This window comes from Streptomyces sp. NPDC005263, from assembly GCF_042872365.1.
Classification (GTDB): domain Bacteria; phylum Actinomycetota; class Actinomycetes; order Streptomycetales; family Streptomycetaceae; genus Streptomyces.
The window spans coordinates 508,277-526,710 of record NZ_JBIAKJ010000004.1 but is presented as its reverse complement, the minus strand read 5'-3'; the positions used below and the strand labels follow the sequence as shown (position 1 = coordinate 526,710).

At 68.6% G+C, this 18,434-nt stretch carries 22 protein-coding genes; 12 read left to right on the top strand and 10 right to left on the bottom strand.

What is annotated here, in order from left to right:
- The first annotated feature begins 138 nt into the window (after positions 1-138).
- Complete coding sequence (locus ACFYRY_RS20905) at positions 139-789, top strand: LuxR C-terminal-related transcriptional regulator (protein ID WP_389147444.1); 651 nt, start codon at positions 139-141, stop codon at positions 787-789.
- Between the two features lie 18 nt (positions 790-807).
- Here the strand turns inward: ACFYRY_RS20905 and ACFYRY_RS20900 are convergent, their stop codons facing one another.
- Together ACFYRY_RS20900 and ACFYRY_RS20895 are read right to left on the bottom strand one after the other, a co-directional pair.
- Positions 808-1,602: a hypothetical protein gene (locus tag ACFYRY_RS20900; protein WP_389147442.1), complete on the bottom strand. Its 795-nt coding sequence runs from the start codon at positions 1,600-1,602 to the stop codon at positions 808-810.
- 127 nt (positions 1,603-1,729) lie between these two features.
- Entirely contained in the window at positions 1,730-2,464 is a 735-nt protein-coding gene (locus tag ACFYRY_RS20895) for a hypothetical protein (protein WP_389147439.1), read from the bottom strand.
- 203 nt (positions 2,465-2,667) lie between these two features.
- Between ACFYRY_RS20895 and ACFYRY_RS20890 the strand changes: the two genes are divergently transcribed.
- From ACFYRY_RS20890 to ACFYRY_RS20875, 4 genes are all read left to right on the top strand, one after another.
- Positions 2,668-3,444, top strand: coding sequence for an SDR family NAD(P)-dependent oxidoreductase (locus ACFYRY_RS20890; RefSeq protein WP_389147437.1), 777 nt, complete (start codon positions 2,668-2,670; stop codon positions 3,442-3,444).
- Positions 3,445-3,554: 110 nt separating this feature from the next.
- Positions 3,555-4,673, top strand: a complete 1,119-nt coding sequence (locus tag ACFYRY_RS20885) for an LLM class flavin-dependent oxidoreductase (RefSeq protein WP_389148377.1) — start codon at positions 3,555-3,557, stop codon at positions 4,671-4,673.
- 96 nt (positions 4,674-4,769) lie between these two features.
- Complete coding sequence (locus ACFYRY_RS20880; RefSeq protein ID WP_389147434.1) at positions 4,770-6,500, top strand: amidohydrolase family protein; 1,731 nt, start codon at positions 4,770-4,772, stop codon at positions 6,498-6,500.
- Positions 6,497-7,948, top strand: a complete 1,452-nt coding sequence (locus ACFYRY_RS20875) for an aldehyde dehydrogenase family protein (RefSeq protein WP_389147431.1) — start codon at positions 6,497-6,499, stop codon at positions 7,946-7,948. Before ACFYRY_RS20880 ends, ACFYRY_RS20875 begins: the two co-directional genes overlap by 4 nt.
- A gap of 21 nt (positions 7,949-7,969) precedes the next feature.
- Here the strand turns inward: ACFYRY_RS20875 and ACFYRY_RS20870 are convergent, their stop codons facing one another.
- Entirely contained in the window at positions 7,970-8,269 is a 300-nt protein-coding gene (locus ACFYRY_RS20870; protein ID WP_389147428.1) for a type II toxin-antitoxin system PemK/MazF family toxin, read from the bottom strand.
- On the bottom strand, positions 8,266-8,496 hold the full coding sequence (locus ACFYRY_RS20865; RefSeq protein ID WP_389147425.1) for a hypothetical protein: 231 nt from the start codon (positions 8,494-8,496) through the stop codon (positions 8,266-8,268). The genes ACFYRY_RS20870 and ACFYRY_RS20865 overlap by 4 nt, the downstream gene beginning before the upstream one ends.
- Positions 8,497-8,587: 91 nt before the next feature.
- Here ACFYRY_RS20865 and ACFYRY_RS20860 point away from each other — a divergent pair, with 91 nt between their 5' ends.
- A complete protein-coding gene (locus tag ACFYRY_RS20860) occupies positions 8,588-8,836 on the top strand; it encodes a helix-turn-helix domain-containing protein (protein ID WP_389147424.1) in 249 nt (82 codons plus the stop codon).
- A gap of 62 nt (positions 8,837-8,898) precedes the next feature.
- Here ACFYRY_RS20860 and ACFYRY_RS20855 read toward each other — a convergent pair whose 3' ends face one another.
- From ACFYRY_RS20855 to ACFYRY_RS20845, 3 genes are all read right to left on the bottom strand, one after another.
- Positions 8,899-9,219 (bottom strand): hypothetical protein, encoded by a 321-nt coding sequence (locus ACFYRY_RS20855; protein WP_389147422.1) that lies wholly within the window; start codon positions 9,217-9,219, stop codon positions 8,899-8,901.
- Between the two features lie 17 nt (positions 9,220-9,236).
- Complete coding sequence (locus ACFYRY_RS20850; RefSeq protein WP_389147420.1) at positions 9,237-9,926, bottom strand: DUF6313 family protein; 690 nt, start codon at positions 9,924-9,926, stop codon at positions 9,237-9,239.
- Positions 9,927-10,313: 387 nt separating this feature from the next.
- The gene (locus tag ACFYRY_RS20845; RefSeq protein ID WP_389147417.1) at positions 10,314-10,913 is read right to left on the bottom strand and encodes a TetR/AcrR family transcriptional regulator; all 600 of its coding nucleotides are present in this window, start codon (positions 10,911-10,913) and stop codon (positions 10,314-10,316) included.
- Positions 10,914-11,031: 118 nt separating this feature from the next.
- Between ACFYRY_RS20845 and ACFYRY_RS20840 the strand changes: the two genes are divergently transcribed.
- On the top strand, positions 11,032-11,784 hold the full coding sequence (locus ACFYRY_RS20840) for an SDR family NAD(P)-dependent oxidoreductase (RefSeq protein ID WP_389147414.1): 753 nt from the start codon (positions 11,032-11,034) through the stop codon (positions 11,782-11,784).
- 13 nt (positions 11,785-11,797) lie between these two features.
- Positions 11,798-12,547 (top strand): SDR family oxidoreductase, encoded by a 750-nt coding sequence (locus ACFYRY_RS20835; RefSeq protein ID WP_389147411.1) that lies wholly within the window; start codon positions 11,798-11,800, stop codon positions 12,545-12,547.
- 71 nt (positions 12,548-12,618) lie between these two features.
- Here the strand turns inward: ACFYRY_RS20835 and ACFYRY_RS20830 are convergent, their stop codons facing one another.
- The 3 genes from ACFYRY_RS20830 to ACFYRY_RS20820 all read right to left on the bottom strand — a co-directional run bounded on the left by ACFYRY_RS20830 (position 12,619) and on the right by ACFYRY_RS20820 (position 14,500).
- Entirely contained in the window at positions 12,619-13,017 is a 399-nt protein-coding gene (locus ACFYRY_RS20830; RefSeq protein ID WP_389147408.1) for a nuclear transport factor 2 family protein, read from the bottom strand.
- Between the two features lie 16 nt (positions 13,018-13,033).
- Complete coding sequence (locus tag ACFYRY_RS20825) at positions 13,034-13,882, bottom strand: alpha/beta fold hydrolase (protein WP_389147406.1); 849 nt, start codon at positions 13,880-13,882, stop codon at positions 13,034-13,036.
- Positions 13,883-14,032: 150 nt separating this feature from the next.
- Positions 14,033-14,500 (bottom strand): winged helix-turn-helix transcriptional regulator, encoded by a 468-nt coding sequence (locus ACFYRY_RS20820; protein WP_389147403.1) that lies wholly within the window; start codon positions 14,498-14,500, stop codon positions 14,033-14,035.
- A gap of 248 nt (positions 14,501-14,748) precedes the next feature.
- On the opposite strand from ACFYRY_RS20820, the gene ACFYRY_RS20815 reads away from it, so the two are divergent.
- From ACFYRY_RS20815 to ACFYRY_RS20800, 4 genes are all read left to right on the top strand, one after another.
- Positions 14,749-15,363 (top strand): DUF1326 domain-containing protein, encoded by a 615-nt coding sequence (locus ACFYRY_RS20815; protein WP_389147401.1) that lies wholly within the window; start codon positions 14,749-14,751, stop codon positions 15,361-15,363.
- A complete protein-coding gene (locus tag ACFYRY_RS20810) occupies positions 15,360-16,118 on the top strand; it encodes a DUF2182 domain-containing protein (RefSeq protein ID WP_389147398.1) in 759 nt (252 codons plus the stop codon). The genes ACFYRY_RS20815 and ACFYRY_RS20810 overlap by 4 nt, the downstream gene beginning before the upstream one ends.
- A 165-nt stretch (positions 16,119-16,283) precedes the next feature.
- Positions 16,284-17,879 (top strand): peptidoglycan-binding protein, encoded by a 1,596-nt coding sequence (locus ACFYRY_RS20805; RefSeq protein ID WP_389147395.1) that lies wholly within the window; start codon positions 16,284-16,286, stop codon positions 17,877-17,879.
- 150 nt (positions 17,880-18,029) lie between these two features.
- Positions 18,030-18,428, top strand: coding sequence for a hypothetical protein (locus tag ACFYRY_RS20800; protein WP_389147392.1), 399 nt, complete (start codon positions 18,030-18,032; stop codon positions 18,426-18,428).
- Positions 18,429-18,434 lie beyond the last annotated feature (6 nt).

The following is an 18,434-nucleotide window of genomic DNA, read 5'->3' as shown; positions in this document are numbered from 1 at the left end:
GGCGGTGCCCGCATAGGAGTCGGGAAGCAACCTGTCAGACAGCTGGAGCTTTTCTTCTTGAATCTTTGAACATGCCCACGCCGAGTCGCGTACGTACAGACGTACGGACGTGATAGTTCCGGCGGAAGGGCCCGTGCAGTGCGATCCTCCGAACGACTCTCCGTTGCCCTGGCCTGCACCGAGGGTGCCTGGCCGCACGACGACTGGCCCGCCCCGGACGATCCGTACGTGGACGGAGTCCTGCGGATCTCCCCGCCCTATCGCGAGCTGCGGGAGAGCGCGGTGGACGTCGCGGTGCTGCGCTGCGCGGAGCCGGGGGTGTCCTTCCCGGAGCTGCTGGAGGCCTTCGGTACCCGCGGCGTCCCGGTGATCGTCGTCAGTCCACGCCAGGACACCGAGACGGTGGTCGAGGTGTTCCGGTCCGGGGCTGGCTATCTGGTCGAGGGGGACTACTGCTCCCACATGCTGTCCTCGGCGGTCATGGCGGCGACCGTCGGGCACACCTACCTCTCGCCGAGCGCGTGCGCCGCACTGCGGGAGGGGGCCCGGCGGATGCCCACGGCCGGCGACGCGATGGAGCGGCTGCGGGCCCTGCTCTCGCCGCGCGAGCAGCAGATCATGGAGTTGTTGTCGACCGGTCTGGGCGCGCAGGAGATCGGGCTGCGCTTACGGCTGAGCGAGAAGACCGTCCGCAACAACCTCAGCAACATCTACGCCAAGCTGGACGCCCGGGGCGGCACGGACGCGGTCCTGCGGTGGCTGGGAGCCACGCCCGTGCTTCGCACCTGAGAACGTCCTAGGGGAATGTCAGGGCGCCGGGATCTCGCTCAGCGGGATCTCGACGTCGGTGACATTCTCGCCGCCCTCACCGAATCCGGGTTCCGTCCTGATGCTGTTCTCCGAGCTCTGGATTCCGTTGGCCTGGGGAGTTCCGCACTCGACGTTGCGCAGCCAGAGACGGCCGTCGGGGGTGCCGTTCTTCAGGAGTTGCGGATAGAAGACGTGCACGCTCGTGCCGCCCTCGCTCGGCGAGAAGAACACCTTCTGGCCGTCCTGCTCCTCCTTGTAGGTGGCCCTGAGGAATCCGCTCACGTCGGTTCGCTTCTCCGACCACATGAAGAACCCGATGTGGTTGGGTTTCACGGTGTCGGTCCGGGAGAAGTCGAATCCGGTTCCCGTGTCGTCGCGCTTGAGGGTGAACTCCGTCGTGTTGAACTTGGCGCCGATCTCGAAGAACGAGTTCCCCAGCTTCGAGTCGGCGGAAGCGGTGAACCCGTCCTCCAGTGTGATGGACCGCGTCACCGACGTGGACACGCTGAAGCTCTTCGACAGGGCACTCGTGGAACCGCAGTTGTCGGTCGGGGTGGAGACGCGCTTGTTGGCGCCCAGACTGTTTCTCTTGAACTGGACGTCGACGAATTCACAGTTGTCCAGCTTGGCGGCGTTCTCCGCGCAGTCCTTGGTCACCTCGGAGGGGGTGGCGGCACCCGCCTGATTCATCAGCGGAATGGCCACCGCGATGGCCACCACTGGAGCCATGGCGATGACCATGCGCTTCTTCTTGCTCCGGTGATGGCCCTTGCGGCCGGTGCGGGTCGTCATGGTGCGTCTCCTTGCGGGGGAGCCTGCGGGTAGGGGGGAGTTGAATGCTTTGGGTTGGAGGGAGTTGCATGCTTTTCCGCAGCTCGATGGGGCTGCGACGGGGTGATGGGGGGGTGAGGGGGAGGGCTCAGCAGTCGGTCAGGACGGGCTTGGCCACCCCGTCCGCGATGCCTGCGGCTCCGGCGGCGCCCGGCAGGATGGCGGGCCCCTCGACGAGTTCCGACGCGACGAAGTTCTGCTCCGGCGTGGGGTTCGTCGCGAAGCCTCCGGGGTCGGCGTCGATCCGCACCCGCCATTCGCCGGTCATGCGCTGCATCTTCGGCGTGAACTCCATGTGCAGGACCTTGCCGACCGGAACCTCGCGGTTCTCCGTGTCGCCCGCGGTCACCGTCCTGACGGTCATGTCGGTCGTCCCCTTGTGCTTGAGCCAGGATCCGCTCAGAAAGCCGAAGAGCCCGCCGCCGGCGCCCTGCTGGGTCGCCGTGTACTTGCCCGACCCCTGGGCCACGGTGGACTTCCAGGAAATCGACACCTTCGCCGGTTCGGTGGCGTTCGGCTCGCAGTTCGGGAAGTCGATCGAGGCCTTCTCCGTGGGGCCGTCGAACGACTCGAAATTCGTCTCGACGTAGGTGCAGTTGTCGGCCGCGAAACCGTCGCCGAAGCTGGCCCCGAAATCACTCACCGACCGCTGTTCGCCGTTGATCACCGCGGACCTTTCGCACATCGCGACGATCTGCTCGGGTGTCTTCTCCTCGGCCGCGTTCGCCGACGGAAGGAGAGCGATGATCGCGCCGCCGGTCGCGAGTGCGGAACCGATCGCCACGAGCCGGATCTTCTTGTTCTTCAGACGCCTCTTGGCCATGCCACTCCGTCCCTGGGAATCCTTGATGTTCGCTTTACCTGGCCGTGAAGGATTATTGGCGTCACCGGTCGGTCCGCGACAGGGTCAAATATCCCTACTCCTCGGTCACTTGGTGTGTGCTCCCGCACACACCGCGCAGTATCTGACGCATCGTCAGACCCGGCGGTACGATGCTGACCTCCACCGATGCGAAGGGGTTCCGCATGGGCAAGCTCGAGGGACGGGTCGTCATCGTCACCGGCGCGGCACGAGGTCAGGGGGAGCAGGAGGCCCGGCTGTTCGTGGCGGAGGGCGCGCGGGTGGTGGTGGCGGATGTGCTCGACGGTCAAGGGGAGGCCCTCGCCAAGGAGTTGGGCGCGCTGTACGTCCACCTCGACGTGCGCGAGGAAGCGGAGTGGCAGGCGGCTGTCGCCGCGGCCGAGAAGGCGTACGGCCGGGTCGACGGGCTGGTCAACAATGCCGGCATCCTTCGCTTCAACACCCTCCTCGACACGCACCTCGACGAGTTCATGCAGGTCGTCGAGGTCAACCAGGTCGGCTGCTTCCTCGGCATCAAGGCGGTGGCCGCCCGGATGGCCGACGGGGGCACGATCGTCAACACCGCCTCCTACACCGGCGTGACCGGGATGGCGGCCGTGGGCGCCTACGCGGCCAGCAAGCACGCGATCCTCGGGCTCACCCGGGTCGCCGCCCTGGAGCTGGCCGCCCGGAACATCCGGGTCAACGCCATGTGCCCGGGCGCCATCGACACCGCGATGTCCAACCCCGCCCACCTGGATCCGACCGGAGCCGCGGACACCGAGGAGGCGGCACGGGCCCTGGACCGCTTCTACCGCAAGCTCGTACCGCTGGGGCGGATCGGGCGGCCCGAGGAGGTGGCACGGCTCGCGCTCTTCCTCACCGGTGACGACTCCTCCTACATCACCGGCCAGCCCTTCGTGATCGACGGGGGCTGGCTGGCGGGCGTGAACGTCGTCTGATGGGCCGTCAGCTATTGACGCTCCCAGGGGCCGGTGGAACAGTCTGACCCATGAATCTGACGATCCGTCAGAAATAACGTTCGGAACCGACCGTGGGGACGGTGACCTCCGTGGAATTCGGGCTCTTTGTACAGGGATACGTGGGCAAGCGCGCCGAGACCGACCCGCTCGCCGAGCACAAGGCGCTGATGGAGGAGACCGAGTACGTCATCCAGGCCGACCGGTCCGGCTTCAAGTACGCCTGGGCCTCCGAGCACCACTTCCTGGAGGAGTACTCGCACCTCTCCGCCAACGACGTGTTCCTCGGCTACCTCGCACACGCCACCGACCGGATCCACCTGGGCTCCGGCATCTTCAACCCGCTCGCCCAGGTCAACCACCCGGTGAAGGTCGCCGAGAAGGTCGCCATGCTCGACCATCTCACTGAGAACCGCTTCGAGTTCGGCAGCGGACGCGGCGCCGGCTCGCACGAGATCCTCGGGTTCATACCGGGTGTGACCGACATGAATTACACCAAGGAGATCTGGGAAGAGACCATCGCCGAGTTCCCCAAGATGTGGCTCCAGGACGAGTACCCCGGCTTCCAGGGCAAGCACTGGCAGCTCCCGCCGAGGAAGATCCTGCCCAAGCCGTACGGGAAGTCCCACCCGGCGATGTGGTACGCCGCCGGGTCGCCGCCCTCGTACGCCATGGCCGCCCGCAAGGGGCTCGGGGTGCTCGGCTTCAGCGTGCAGAAGGTCTCCGACATGGAGTGGGTCCTCGAGCAGTACAAGACCGCGGTCGTGGACGCCGAGCCGATCGGCGACTTCGTCAACGACAACGTGATGGTGACGACCACGGCGATCTGCGCGCCCACCCACGAGGAGGCGGTACGGATCGCGGTGAACGGCGGGCTGCACTATCTGCCGTCGCTGGTCTTCCGGTACCACGACACGTTTCCTCGTCCCGAGGGGTTCCCGGTGTGGCCGGAGACCCTGCCCGAGTACAACGAGGAGCTCATCGAGCTGCTCATCGCGGAGGAGCTGCTGATCTGCGGGGACCCGGACGAGGTGCTCACGCAGTGCAAGCGGTGGGAGCAGGCGGGGGCGGACCAGTTGAGCTTCGGGCTGCCGGTGGGGGTGCCGAAGGAGGAGACGTTGCAGACGATCCGGCTGGTCGGGGAGCACGTGATTCCGAAGATCGACACGGATCCTGTGCATCGGACGTCGCGGTTCCGGGCTGCCGGGTGATCGCCGTTGCGGGGTGCGGGGGCGTCGTGGCTGGTCGCGCAGTTCCCCGCGCCCCTGAGGTGGGGAAGCCCGGCCGGGGTTCAGGAGGTGAGGCTCGTGCTTGATCACGTCATCAAGGGCGCGGCCGTTGTCGACGGTACCGGCGCCCCGGCGTACACCGCTGACGTCGGCATCCGGGACGGTCGTATAGCCGCTGTCGGGAACGTCACCGAGGGAGCTCGCACCACCGAGAACGCCTCCGGGCTCGTCCTCGCCCCCGGCTTCGTCGATCCGCACACGCACTACGACGCCCAGCTGTTCTGGGACCCGTACGCCACGCCCTCCCTCAACCACGGGGTGACCACGGTGGCCGCCGGGAACTGCGGGTTCACCCTCGCGCCCCTGAACCCGGCCCGCCCCGAGGACGCCGACTACACCCGCCGGATGATGTCCAAGGTGGAGGGGATGTCCCTGGTCGCGTTGGAGGAGGGGGCGCCCTGGAGCTGGCACGGGTTCGGGGAGTACCTGGACGCCCTGGAGGGACGGATCGCGGTCAACGCGGGCTTCATGGTGGGGCACTGCGCGCTGCGCCGGTACGTGATGGGGCCGGACGCGGTCGGCGGACAGCCCAGCGAGGAGCAACTCGCGCAGATGCTCCGGCTGTTGCACGAGGCGATGGACGCGGGCGCCTGGGGTCTGTCCACCACCCAGTCGTCCACCCACTCCGACGGTGACGGCCGACCGGTCGCCTCCCGGCACGCGCTCCCCGCTGAACTGCTGGCCCTCGCGCGGGCCGTCGGGGAACACGAGGGCACCCAGATCGAGGCGATCGTCGCCGGCTGCCTGGACCAGTTCAGCGACGCGGAGATCGACCTGTTCGCGGAGATGAGCGCGACCGCCGGACGGCCCCTGAACTGGAACGTCCTGACCATCGACGCGTCCGTCCCGGAGCGGGTGCCCAGGCAGTTGCTCGCGAGCGAACAGGCGCGCAAGGCGGGCGGCAGGGTGGTGGCGCTGACCATGCCGATCCTCACGCCGATGAACATGTCCCTGGGCACGTTCTGCGCCCTGAACCTCATCCCGGGGTGGGGCCCGATCCTCGGCCTGCCCGTCCCGGAGCGGGTGGAGAAACTCCGCGACCCCGACATACGGGCCGGGATGCTGCGGCGCGCCGGGTCCAAGGAGGCCGGCGTCTTCCGGCGGCTGACGAACTTCGGGCGGTACGTCATCGGCGACACGTACAGCGAGACGAACCGGGGTCTGAGCGGGCGGGTGGTGCAGGACATCGCCGCGGAACGCGGACAGGAGCCCTTCGAGTGCCTGGTGGAGATCTGCGCAGCCGACGACCTGCGGACGGTCCTGTGGCCCATGCCGACCGACAACGACCCGGCGTCCTGGGAGCTGCGCGCCGAGACCTGGCAGCACGAGGACGTCCTCCTCGGCGGCTCCGACGCGGGCGCGCACCTGGACCGGATGTGCGGGGCGCCGTACACCACCCGCTTCATCGGCGACTGTCTGCGCGGCCGGAAACTGGTCGGCCTGGAGCAGGCGGTGAAGATGCTGACGGACGATCCGGCGCGGCTGTTCGGGCTGCGTGAACGGGGTCAGGTGCGGGAGGGATGGCATGCGGACCTCGTCCTCTTCGACCCGGAACGGATCGGCGCGGGCACGGCCACCCTGGTGCACGACCTGCCGGGTGACAGCCCGCGGCTGGACTCCAGGGCGATCGGCATCCGGGCCGTGTGGGTCAACGGGGTCGAGGCGATCAGGGACGACGCGGTGAGCGGGGCGGTGCCGGGCAAGGTGCTGCGCTCGGGGCGCGACACCCGGACGGTGGCGACGAGGTGACCGAGGAACAGCGGCTGTTCGTCGGCGGCGCGTGGGCGGAGCCGGAGGGCGGCTACTACGAGGTGGTCGACCCGGCGACCGAGGGAATCGTCGGGTGGGCGCCGGAGGCCTCGCGGGATCAGGTGCGCGCCGCCTGCGCCGCGGCCCGCGAGGCCTCCGGTCCGTGGTCGCGTACCGCGCCGGAGGAACGGGCGGCGATGCTCGGCCGGGCCGCGGACGTCATCCGCGCCCACGTCGAGCCGTACACCTCGCTGGCCCGGGCGGAGACCGGCGCGACGACGGCGACGGCGCGGGCCATGCAGGTCGGGGTCGCCGCCGCCCGGTTCCGGCGCTACGCGCGGGTGGAGCCCGCCGAATGGGCGATCCCGCCGCAGATCAACGAGGGCGGGCCGATGGGCCGGGCGGCGGTGATGGGCGCGCTGGCAGTGCGGCAGCCCGTCGGGGTCGTCACCTGCATCACCTCGTACAACAACCCGTGGGCGAACCCGGCCGGCAAGGTGGCGCCCGCCCTCGCGATGGGCAACACGGTGGTGGTGAAACCGGCCCCGCAGGATCCGCTCTCCGTCTACCGGATGGCCCAGGCACTGGAGGCGGCCGGGGTGCCGCGCGGGGTGGTGAACGTCGTCTCCGGCCGGTCGGTGGAGGTGGGGGAGGAGGCCGTGGCCTCCCCCGACGTCGACATGGTGAGCTTCACCGGGTCGACGGCGGTCGGACAGCGCATCGCCTCCGTGTGCGGCCGGGACATGAAACGCCAGCTGATGGAGCTGGGCGGGAAGGGCGCGGCGGTCGTCCTCGACGACGCGGACATCGGCGCGGCGGTCGCCGGGATCGGCACGACGTTCTCCTTCTACAGCGGCCAGATCTGTACGGCGCCGACGCGGGTGCTGGCGCAACGCGGCGTGTACGACCGCCTGGTCGAGCAACTGGCCGCCTACGCCATCCGGTTGAAGGTGGGTGACCCGAGCGAGCGGGACACGGTCGTCGGGCCGGTGATCTCGGCGGCGCACCGGGACCGGGTGGAGTCGTACGTCGAACTCGGCCGCAAGGAAGGCGCGGTGGTGGTGGCGGGCGGTGAACGACCGCTCCTGGACCGGGGTTTCTACGTCGCCCCGACCCTCCTCGCCGACTGCACCAACGAGATGCGGGTCGCCCGCGAGGAGATCTTCGGCCCGGTGGTCGCGGTCATCCCCTTCGAGGAAGAGGAGGAGGCGGTGCGCCTGGCCAACGACACCGACTACGGCCTCATCGACTACGTCTGGTCGACGGACGTGGCCCGCGCCTTCCGGGTGGCCCGGCAGCTGCGAGCAGGCGGGGTCGGCGTGAACACCGTCGGCCGCAACATGGAGGCACCGTTCGGGGGGTTCAAGAAGAGCGGGGTGGGGCGGGACGTGGGGTCGTACGCGCTGCATGCTTACAGCGAGGTGCAGGCGATCGTTTGGCCGGGGTGACGAGCGACTGCCGGCTCACGGCTAGAGGTCGAACACGGCACGAAGGCCGATCTCGACTGCTTCCATGACGCGCTCGTCCACGGGTCCCAGGTCTTCGGTGAAACGGACGGCGGACAGGGTGCGGAACTCACCGAGCACGATGGTGCCGACCGAGGGCGAGCCGACCGGGATGTCCACGAGCGTGGCCTCGCGGACCTGTTGCGGGTAGATCAGTACGCAGGTCGCGGATTTGTGCTGGGCGTTGAGGGCGTCGGACGAGATGACGAGGACATGCGCGGGCCCTCCGGCGAACGACAGTTCGTAGACGTGTCCTCGCTTCACCGTCCTGCCACCCGCGCCCACCGCTCCAGCGTGTCCTCTTCGCTCTCGGCGGGCTCTGAGGTCGTCGCCGCGATCCCGGCTTCGGCGCGCACACGTGCTGACTTCTCCAGTTCCTCGGCGAGCATCTGCCGGCGCAGTATGCGAGCCGTATAGGCCGAAGCGTTGCCCTTGGACTTCACGAAGGTGGCAATATCGTCCGGCAGGCTCATCGTCATGTTCATCGTCATGCGGCCATCATATGGCATGCCATGTCAGGGCATGAAGGAGATCGCTTTCTCGTCAGGCGCTGGAGCAGCAGAAGAAGGAAGGGCAGGGCGGATGAACCTCGGCACCATGGCCGACCTGACGGCCGACATCACCCCCGAGAAGCGCGAGCGCATCGACGCCATCGAGGCGGAGCTGGTCGACGCCGAGCGGGGCCATGAGCTGGCCGCTCTCCGCAAGGCGCAAGGCTTCACGCAGGTGCAGGTCGCCGGTGCCATGGGGGTCACCCAGGGGCGGATCAGCCAGATCGAGCGGCTGGACACCTCGACCATGGCCGCATACCTGCGATCGGCGGCGAGCTGACCATAACCGCCACCGTGGGGAACCTTTCGGTGAGGCTTTGAGGTGCCCCCTGGCCGTGCCGTTCAGCCACGTCCGGGGTTGTCGGGATCCGGATCGCGGACCGGGAGACGGGGGGCCCGGTCGGGCCGGGTCCAGAAGCGGGTGCGCGCCGGACGCGCCTCGGAGTAGTACCGGCGCTCGACTTCGTCCGGGTTCTCGCCGACGGCGGCCATCAGGTCCAGGTGCAGACGCTCCGCGTGGCTGGGATCGAGCCGTCGGCCCACTCCCTCCGCCCCCCAGCGCACGACGAGTTCGGCTGCTCGGGTCAGTTCCTCGTCGCTCGCCTGGGGAAAGGCCAGAGCAAGGGAGGCGCGGGCGAGTTCCACGGCACTCTCGGTGGGCATGAGTCACCTCCTCGTCGTCATCGAGCGTTGCACACCCGGCACAGTCCGTACACGGCGGGCGGGCGGAGATGGATGAGTGCGAAGCTCTGCGCCGCACGCAGACACTCGTGCCGGTCCAACTGCGCGTATTCCTCGGTGCACATGGCGTCCCGGACGGCGATCTCCCAGTGGTTCAGCGCGAGTCGCCAGTTGTTGTTGTGGGCGACGCGCACGAAGACATAGACGAATTCCCGCTTGCCCGCCCCGATGAGGGTGGCCGGGTTGGCGTGCACGTAGCGGGTGAGGTCGTCTATCAGGTAGGGGAAACGCATCCGCTGGCCGAGCGTGCGCCGCTGGTACAGCTTGCCGGTGGGCAACGACTTCACGTTCTTGATGCGGTTCGCGATCACCTCACCGGCCACACCACCGATGATCGCGGGCACCAGGAGCCAGCCGATGAGCGACAGGAGCCAGAGCCACTTGCGCTCGGGTGAGTCCATCAGAGTCACCGCCTGATAGACGTCCAGCGGAGTCTCCGCCCGCGCGGCCAGGACCCAAGCGAGGGCGAGCACCGCGACGACAGGTACACCCAGGTCGATGAACCACTGGGTGATGCCCGACAGCGCCTTCCTGGACCGCCAGAGCCGACGCGTCAACCGCCAGGGGTTGGTGCCGGGGGGCGGATCCAGGTCGTTCGGCTGCGAAATCCCGCTGACCGTCAACGGCACCCCCCGGTGATGTTATGTGCGTATCGTGAATATCGCCGTGATCGTCATGTCTCATGCGTACCGGAGGTCGGGAATCTGGGCCCGGTTGGCCGGCCCGGAGGTGTCAGGGCGTTGGGCTCATGGCGTGTGACGGTCAGGTAGACATCACGGACGAGCGGCTATCAGTAGATCAACGACGTAGATCTCTTCCGCCACCCCAGCAGGGAAAGCCTCCCGCAGCCGCCTGCGCTCCTCGGTAAGAAAGGCACGGTTTGCGGCCGCCGAGATGAACGAATGAGCACGTGAACTGGCGGTCACCTCCTCATCATTTTTCACAGACCGGGCGTTGAGCGCCGAGTACTCATGTCGGTGATCGCTTCCGGTCACAGCACTGGATAGAGGGACTGGTCACGCCCGCAGCCCGTCCACCGCCGTGTCGATCGCAGCCAGCGCCGCGCTCTGATCGAGACCCGCTCTCGATACGAGCGACAGGCCCTGGACGATGTAGAGCAGGAGCTGTGCCTGGGCCTCGGGGGAGGAGTTGGCCTTGACCTCGCCGGCGGCCTGGGCGCGGCGGAGCGCGTCGGTGACGATCTCGGTGAACCGGCGGTACGAGCGGGTCACGACCTCCGTGGCCTCGCTGTCCTGGGGGACGAGTTCGGCGGTGGTGTTGCCGACCAGGCAGCCCTGCGGCACGCCCACATCGGAGATCAGCTCGTCCAGCCGCGCCGGGTGCGTCAGGATCTCGCGCAGGGCCGGCAGGAGCGGGGCAGTGTCGAGAACAGTGGTCAGGTGCCGCTCGTACACCTCCCAGTAGAGCCTGACGGCGTCCAGGTAGAAGCGGCGCTTGTCACCGAACGTTCCGTAGAGGCTGCCGCGCTCGACGGCCAGCGCGTCGACCAGGTCCTGGACCGACGTCGCCCCGTATCCCCGGGACCAGAACAGTTTGAGTGCGCGCTCCAGCGTCTGGTTCTTGTCGAACTCGCGGGGGCGTCCGGTTCGTGCCACGCGGCCAAGACTACGACTTCTTGACTCGACGTTCAAGAAGTCGTAGCTTCTGCCGCGTACTTCTTGAACGGATGCACAGAAGTCGCTCGGCCAACGGCCGGGCGTGAGGGGCGCAGAAATGGAATTCGCAGGCAAGGCGGCACTCGTCACCGGGTCCGGCGCGATCGGCGGGCTGGGGCACGCGACGGCCAAGGTGCTGGCCGCGGGCGGGGCCGACCTGATCCTCACCGGCAGCGACGCCGAGCGCGGTGCTCAGGTGGTGGCGGACATACGAGCTGCCGGGGGCGGCTCTTCGGCCGGAACGGTGCGGTTCGTCGTCGCCGACCTGTCCGACCCGGCGGCTGTGCGGCAACTGGCCGACGACGCCGGAACCGTCGACATACTGATCAACAACGCGAGTGTGATGACGTTCGCCCCGACCCCCGGGCAGGACCTCGCGGGCTACGACGCCGCCTTCGCCGTCAACGTGCGCGCACCGTTCCTGCTGACCGCGCTGTTCGCGGAAAAGATGGCCGCGGGCGGCGGCGGCAGCATCGTCAACATCAGCTCCACCGCGGCCGGCCTCGGCATGCCGGGCATGGCCGTCTACGGTGCCACCAAGTCGGCACTCGAATCGCTGACCCGCACCTGGGCGGCGGAGTTCGCCGAGTCGAACGTGCGGGTCAACGCCGTGGCCCCAGGGCCGATGCGCACGTCCAAGGTGGTCGCGGCGATGGGCCCGGACATGGGCGGCATGGGTCTGACCACCGCGCTCAAGCGCACGTCGGACCCGGCCGAAGTGGCTCAGGTGGTCGCCTTCCTCGCCAGTGACCGCGCCAGCTACGTAACCGGAGCGATCGTGGCCGCCGACGGCGGCCGGACCGCGATCTGAGGAGATCAGAACAGTGAATCGTCTTGCAGGGAAGCACGCACTGATCACCGGAGGAACGAGCGGCATCGGCCTGGAAACGGCCCGCCAGTTCCTCGCCGAAGGCGCGACCGTCGCCATCACCGGCCGCTCCCGGGAAAGGCTGGACGAGGCAGCCCGGCAACTGGAAGGCCCGCTGCTGACCATCGCCAGCGACGCCGGCGACGTACCCGGCCAGGCGGTACTCGCGGCACGGCTGCGGGCGGAGTGGCCGAAGCTCGACATTCTGATGAGCAACGCCGCCGACATCACCCACCTACCGCTCGACGCATGGACCGAGGAGGCGTTCGACAGGCTCGTCGCGACCAATCTCAAGTCGCCGTTCTTCCTGATCAGGGACCTGCTGCCGCTCTTCTCACAGCAGTCCTCGGTCATCCTCGTCGGTTCGGTCTCCGCGTACATAGGACACGAGAACGCGACGGTCTACGGCGCGGCCAAGGCGGGGCTGCTCTCCTACACGCGCGGCCTGACCTACGAGCTGAAGGACCGGGGCATCCGCGTCAACGGACTGAGCCCGGGCCCGACCGTCACCAACGCGTTCGCCCCACTCGGCCCCGAACGCCAGGCCGCCCTCTACGAGGAACTCCGGCAGACCGTACCCCTCCACCGCCTGGGAACCGCCACGGAGCTGGCGAAGGCGGCCGTGTACCTCGCCTCGGACGAATCCGCTTACACCGCGGGCACGGTGCTGCGAGTTGACGGGGGGATCGGGGAGCTGGCGTATTAAGACGTGTCCTACGTGGTGAGGCGGACCAGCCGCCTGTCGCCGTCGTGTCACAGCGTCGTCGGTGCGTGGCGTCACATCACCGCGTCGGTTTCCAGCGGCCCGGCGGTGATGCGCAGTGTCCGGATGCGAACCGGCTCCTCCTGGTCGAGGTAGAAGATGTGCATGAACGGGGCGCGCACCACCTGGTCCGGTTGGGACTTCTTGGCCATGGTCGCTTCGCCGCGCAGCAGGCGAACTCCGTCGCCCGCGGTCCAGAACTCCACGACCTCGTGGGTGATGTTCAGTGGCGCGTCGATCTTGACGAAGAATTCCTTGATGGCCTCGACGCCGTGGATGTGCGCGGCGCCGAAGAACATGTCCGTGTCCTCGGTCAGGGGCGCGAAGCCCTCACTGAACTCCAGGGTGTCGATGGCGTCCATGAACTTCAGGACCCAGCCGGGCACGGCCGTCGCTTGTGCTGTGTCTGCCATGGTGCTGTTCTCCTGATCAGGCTGCGGTGGGCGGGGCGGCGAGGAATGCGTCGATCTCGGCGTTGACGCCGTCGGGGTTCTCGCGGGCGGCGAGGTGGGCCGTGTGCTGGAGCACACGGAAGGTGCTCCCCTCTATGGCGTCGGCCATTTTCCGCACCACGTGCACGGGGAACTGACTGTCCTCCTCGCCGGCGATGACCAGAACGGGCACGTTCCTGATGGTGTTCAGGCGGCGGTGCTCGTCCTTGCGGCCGATCAGGATGCTGCGCAGGGCCCAGGCCACGGACTTCGGATCGTCGTTGAGGACGAAGTTCGTGAACTCCAGGAATTCCGGGTTGGTGGCTTCGGCGGTAGGGCCGGCGAACGCGGCGCGGGCGGCCTTGGCGGCCAGCGGGGGCATCTTCGCGTGCAGTGAGAGGAACGTGGCCAGCCCGGTGGCCCATATGCTCTCGAACGTCGTGGGAAGGGAGGCGGTGCAGTTGATACCGATGGCCGCCGTCGTCCGCTGCGGGTAGTGGGCAGGGAAGACCCCGGCAAGCATGCCGCCCCAACTGTTGCCCACCAGAACGCACTTGTCGATGTCGAGTGCGTCGAGGATCTCGACGAGTGCGTCGGCGCAGTCCTTGAGGTCAATGATCTTGCGCAGCGCGTCGGACTTGCCGTGTCCGGGGCTGTCGACGAGCACCAGGCGGTGGGTCGGGGCGAAGTGCTCGTACTGGTACTGCCACATGGTGCCGTCCATCATCAGGCTCGGCCAGCACACCATGGCGGGGCCGTCGGAACGGCCGCCGACGCGCACGTTGATCAGCCCCAGCGAGGTGGGGATCAGCTTCTCGGTGACCTCTTCGAGCCAGTTCGTGATCATGATCAGTCCTCTCCGTGACCGAGGTGACATTCCAAGGTCCTAGTAGCGTAACGCAACTAGTTTCAATTCGCTACTAGTGCCGCTCGCGGCGAGGCCGTGAGGGGATCCGAACCGGCGGCACCCGGCACCACGGGAGCCGCCTCACGCGGCCTACCCCTGTTCGACGCCTCCTTCCTCGGCAGGCATCGGCCGCAGGGTCGAGGCCTCGACCGGCTGGTGGCAGCTGCTGCACGCGAGATACGGACTGGTCGGGTTCCCGCACACCGTGTGCATCAGCAAGTGCCGCGTGACGTCACCGTCGGTTGCATAGGTCTCGGCCCAACGCGTGATGGCCGCGATGGCGGGGACTACGAGTTCGCGGGCGCTGTCGGTGAGTTCGTACTCGTACCACGGCTTGTCCGGACGGTAGGCACGCTTGGTGAGCAGGCCCAGCTCGGTCAGGCCGTTCAGCCGGGCGGTGAGGATGTTCGCCGAGATACCGAGGGCCCGCTTGAGTTCACCGAACCGGCCGACGCCGAAGAACACCTCCCGCAGGATCTGGTAGTTCCAGCGCTCGGAGATCGCGGCCAGGAACTCCTGCCCGTGCTGGAAGGTGACGTGGCTCCTACGGTCGGACACGACTTCTCCTCTCGAGTAAGACCCGGACTGGTCTCGAATTGAGAGTAGTCCCGCAACGTTACTGGTGACGCCTGTCCCTGGTCAGTCGCACCGGCTCCCCCGGCAAGGGGCCGCTGAGCCCCACTGGCAGCGGATCTGCGCGATGGGGGGCGTCAGGAATAGCCTGGAGAGGAGCGGCACCGGGGCGGAGCGGGCCCTGTCGATGCATCCCCTGGACCCCGGGGGCCGCACCACAGGGAGGAAGAGTCATGCCCTGGAATCTGAACGGCACGTACCTGGAGAGCTGTAACTGTGACGTGGTGTGCCCCTGCACCACCTCGGGCCTCACCGCGCCGGCCGACCACGAGCGCTGCCAGGTGACCTTCGCGTTCCACGTGGACAGCGGGAACGTGGACGACGTCGACGTCTCCGACCGCAGCGTGGCCGTCTTCGTCGACGGGCCACGGGTGATGGCCGAGGGCGGCTGGCAGGTGGCGCTGTACGTCGACGCCTCAGCCGACGACGGCCAGGCGGAGGCGCTGGGCAAGGTCTTCTCGGGCCAGGTGGGCGGGCCGATGGCGGGGCTCGCTCCCCTCATCGGCGAGGTCCTCGGCGTGGAGCGCGTCCCCATCGACTACCGCGACGACGGCCGCCGGCACGCCGCGCGGGTGGGCGACGCCATCGACATCGAGATCGAGGACCAGATCGCCCCGCAGTACGGCGAGGACGGTCCGGTGATGCGCCTGACGGGCATGTTCCACCCGGCGAACAGCACACTGACGATCGCCCGGAACACCCGGGCGACGGGTGACAGCGTGTACGGCCGGTCCTGGGACTTCACCGGCGGCAACGGACACTACGCGCCCTTCACGTGGTCCGGATGACCGGTTGGCCGGTCACCGTCCGCATCCGGGTGGCGCCCGCCGGGCTGCTGCTGGTGGTGGCGGCCGCCGCCTGGGTCTGGATGGTGACGCGCTGGGGCGGCATGTCGGCGATGCCCGGCACCATGGGCCTGGGCCTGGCCGCTTTCCTGGCCGTGTGGACGCTGATGATGACCGCGATGATGCTGCCCGCCACGGCACCCGTCGCCGCCCTGTACGAACGCACCATCACCGTGCACCGGGCATCGCGCATGGTCGTTTTCACGGTCGCCTACCTGCTCGTCTGGGCCGCGGCCGGGCTGCCGGCGTATGCGCTGGCTGTCGGCCTCGGCCAGGCGGCGCGCCTCCCACCCGCGGCGGGGGCAGCGGTGGCCGCGGCCGTGTTCGGGGTCAGCGGCGTCTACCAGCTCACGCCTCTCAAAGACCGTTGTCTGGCGAGGTGCCGTTCGCCGATCGGCCTGATGCTGCGCTATGCCTCGTATCCGAGGGCCTCGCGCGATCTGCGTGCCGGAGCCCACCACGGGGCCTTCTGCCTGGGCTGCTGCTGGTCGCTGATGGTGCTGCTGGCGGCGTTCGGGGTGATGAACCTGTGGGCCATGGTGGTCCTGGCCGCCGTGATCACCGCCGAGAAACTCGCTCCGCCTGGTCGCCTGGTGGCCCGTGTCGTGGGGATCGCCTCGATCGTCCTGGCCGTCGCCGTCTTCTGGGTCCCGGCGCTGGCCCCGGGTCTCACCGGCGGGGGTATGGACGGGATGTGAGGACGGGCCGCCGCCCCCTCGCGGGGATGGTGTGGGAGCCGTGTGCGTACCGTGTGATCTCCGGAGGGAGGGCTTCCGTCGCGTGTTAGCGTCCCGTGGGCATGATCATGTTCAGTGTCCCGTGCACCGTGTCGCCGGGACGACCACGGGGGAACGGGGCCGGCGATGGCGGAAGTCCTGCGGCGTGCGAACGAGTCCGCGGCCGAGCGTGCGGAGCGGCTGGCCGGGCTGAGTGAGCGGATGCTGAACGCCGGCAGTAAGAACGATCTGCTGGACCTGATTGAGCTGGCCTTCTCGGAGCCCCCGATAGAAGGCGATCCGGGGACGCTGGAAGCGCTGGGCAGGCGGTACCGGGACCAGCTCGACGAGGTCATGACCCTGCGCGACCGGGTGGACAAGGTGGCCCGCAAGGGGCTGCCGGAGGCCTGGGTCGGCGACACGAGTGTCCTCGCCTCGGACGCGGTGAGCGCCGTCTCGCGGGCGGTGTCGGAGATGGCGGACGCGTTCGCGGGCGGCTCCCGGGCGCTGATCACCCTGGCCGACGCGATCGTGGACGCGCAGAGCCAGGACAGCGGCGGCCGCGGGAAGCTGCGGCAGGCGCTGAACGAGATCGGCAGCGACCGCGAGGGCTTCTTCGACAACCTGCACGAGAACGACGAGGAGGAGTGGGACCGCAAGAACGCCGCCCACTTCGCCTCCTACGGTGTCGGTGAGATGCGCAAGGCCGTCCTCGCCGCCGGTGAGGCCCGCCGCGTCGCCGCCCGGGACCTGAACAAGTGGGCCTCCGAGGCCCGCGCCGGGAAGATGGACACCGACGAGCTGTCCCCGGTCGACCGGCTCATGCTCGCCGACGCCAGCGGTGCGAAGGGCGCGGCCGCCGAGTACAACGAGATCCTCACGGCCAACGAGCTGGAGCGCTCGGGCCGGGCCATGGACAACCTCTCGCCGGCCGACCGGGACCGGATGGAACTCCTCATGACGAACACGAAGTCGCCGCAGGAGAAGGCCTATCTCATGAAGGCCCTCGCCGCGGGCAACAGCGTCGACGAGATCGACGAGTTCGCCTACAAGATCCAGGGCAAGGACCCGGCGTGGCTGCAGCGGCACCTCACGCCGATCAACACCCAGGGTGACAGCCTCAAGAACGAGGGCACGAACGCCAACGGGTCCAGCGTCAACACCGACGACCAGACCTTCGACGGCCAGAAGTGGATCCAGGGCGGCGACGGCTCGGAGGGCACCTGTGTCGCCTCGTCCACCGTCACCGCGCGCGCCATGGTCGACCCTGTCTACGCCCTCGAACTCACCGGCGGACCCAGCGGCCAGGAGGACGACCCCGGAGCCTTCCGGCAGCGCCTGGTGGAGGAACAGCACCGGCTGCACACCGAAGGCGACGGCGGCGCCAAATGGACCGGCATGGGCCCCGAGGGACAGGAACGCATAGCCGACGACGCCATCGGCGGCGCCACCGGCGAGGACTACCAGCGCCACGACATGAACACCGCTGACCAGCGCCGGGATGTCCTGACCGACGTCGAGAAGTCGGTCGCCGAGGGGAAGCCGGTCCCGGTCGACGTCAAAGCCGACGACGGCTCCGCCCACGCGATGACCATCATCGGCCAGGAGGGCGACATGCTGCAGATCTACAACCCCTGGGGCACCACCACCTGGGTCAGCGAGGACGACTTCGTCAACGGCCACATGGGCAAGGCGTCGAACGGCGAACTCAACGACGCGTACACCGTGTACGTCCCGCAGTAGGACGGCGGCGCAAGGCAGCAGCGTGAGGCGGCAGCCGACCTCTCGCGGGGATCGTGTGGGAGCCGCGTGCCGGGCGTGTGATCTGTGGAGGTTCGCGTTCGCGACGCGTGTTAGCCTCCCGCCGATGTGATCAACGGGGGAAACGGGGGGATGACGATGACCGCCGCGCAGGACTCCACGTCCGCGCCGGACTTCGGCGTGCACAAGAGCGGGCTCACCGGCCAGGCGAAACAGCTGAACGACGCGGGTGACGACGCCGGCACGATCCGTACCGCGATCGACTCCAGGGCCTGCTACGACACGGACACGCTGGGCGGCGCCGACTCCGCGGCGGCGTTCAACTCCTACGCCGGGGCCTGGACGGCGGAGGCCCGCACCATCGAGGACGCGCTGCACGAACTCGCCGACAAGGTGAACCTCTCCAAGGGCGCGTACTCCGACAGCGACGGCCTCGTCGAGACCCGGGCCGGCAGCGTGGAGGTGGGCGACAGCGCCCTGACCACGATGCCGACCTACGCCGAGCGGCCCTCTGCTCTGTCCCAGTACTGAGAGGTT

Coding starts and splice junctions, on each gene's coding strand:
- ACFYRY_RS20900 (WP_389147442.1), bottom strand. CDS start 1,602: ATGACGACCCGCACCGGCCGCAAGGGCCATCACCGGAGCAAGAAGAAG.
- ACFYRY_RS20895 (WP_389147439.1), bottom strand. CDS start 2,464: ATGGCCAAGAGGCGTCTGAAGAACAAGAAGATCCGGCTCGTGGCGATC.
- ACFYRY_RS20890 (WP_389147437.1), top strand. CDS start 2,668: ATGGGCAAGCTCGAGGGACGGGTCGTCATCGTCACCGGCGCGGCACGA.
- ACFYRY_RS20865 (WP_389147425.1), bottom strand. CDS start 8,496: ATGACGATGAACATGACGATGAGCCTGCCGGACGATATTGCCACCTTC.
- ACFYRY_RS20860 (WP_389147424.1), top strand. CDS start 8,588: ATGAACCTCGGCACCATGGCCGACCTGACGGCCGACATCACCCCCGAG.
- ACFYRY_RS20855 (WP_389147422.1), bottom strand. CDS start 9,219: ATGCCCACCGAGAGTGCCGTGGAACTCGCCCGCGCCTCCCTTGCTCTG.
- ACFYRY_RS20840 (WP_389147414.1), top strand. CDS start 11,032: ATGGAATTCGCAGGCAAGGCGGCACTCGTCACCGGGTCCGGCGCGATC.
- ACFYRY_RS20830 (WP_389147408.1), bottom strand. CDS start 13,017: ATGGCAGACACAGCACAAGCGACGGCCGTGCCCGGCTGGGTCCTGAAG.
- ACFYRY_RS20825 (WP_389147406.1), bottom strand. CDS start 13,882: ATGATCACGAACTGGCTCGAAGAGGTCACCGAGAAGCTGATCCCCACC.
- ACFYRY_RS20815 (WP_389147401.1), top strand. CDS start 14,749: ATGCCCTGGAATCTGAACGGCACGTACCTGGAGAGCTGTAACTGTGAC.
- ACFYRY_RS20810 (WP_389147398.1), top strand. CDS start 15,360: ATGACCGGTTGGCCGGTCACCGTCCGCATCCGGGTGGCGCCCGCCGGG.
- ACFYRY_RS20805 (WP_389147395.1), top strand. CDS start 16,284: ATGGCGGAAGTCCTGCGGCGTGCGAACGAGTCCGCGGCCGAGCGTGCG.
- ACFYRY_RS20800 (WP_389147392.1), top strand. CDS start 18,030: ATGACGATGACCGCCGCGCAGGACTCCACGTCCGCGCCGGACTTCGGC.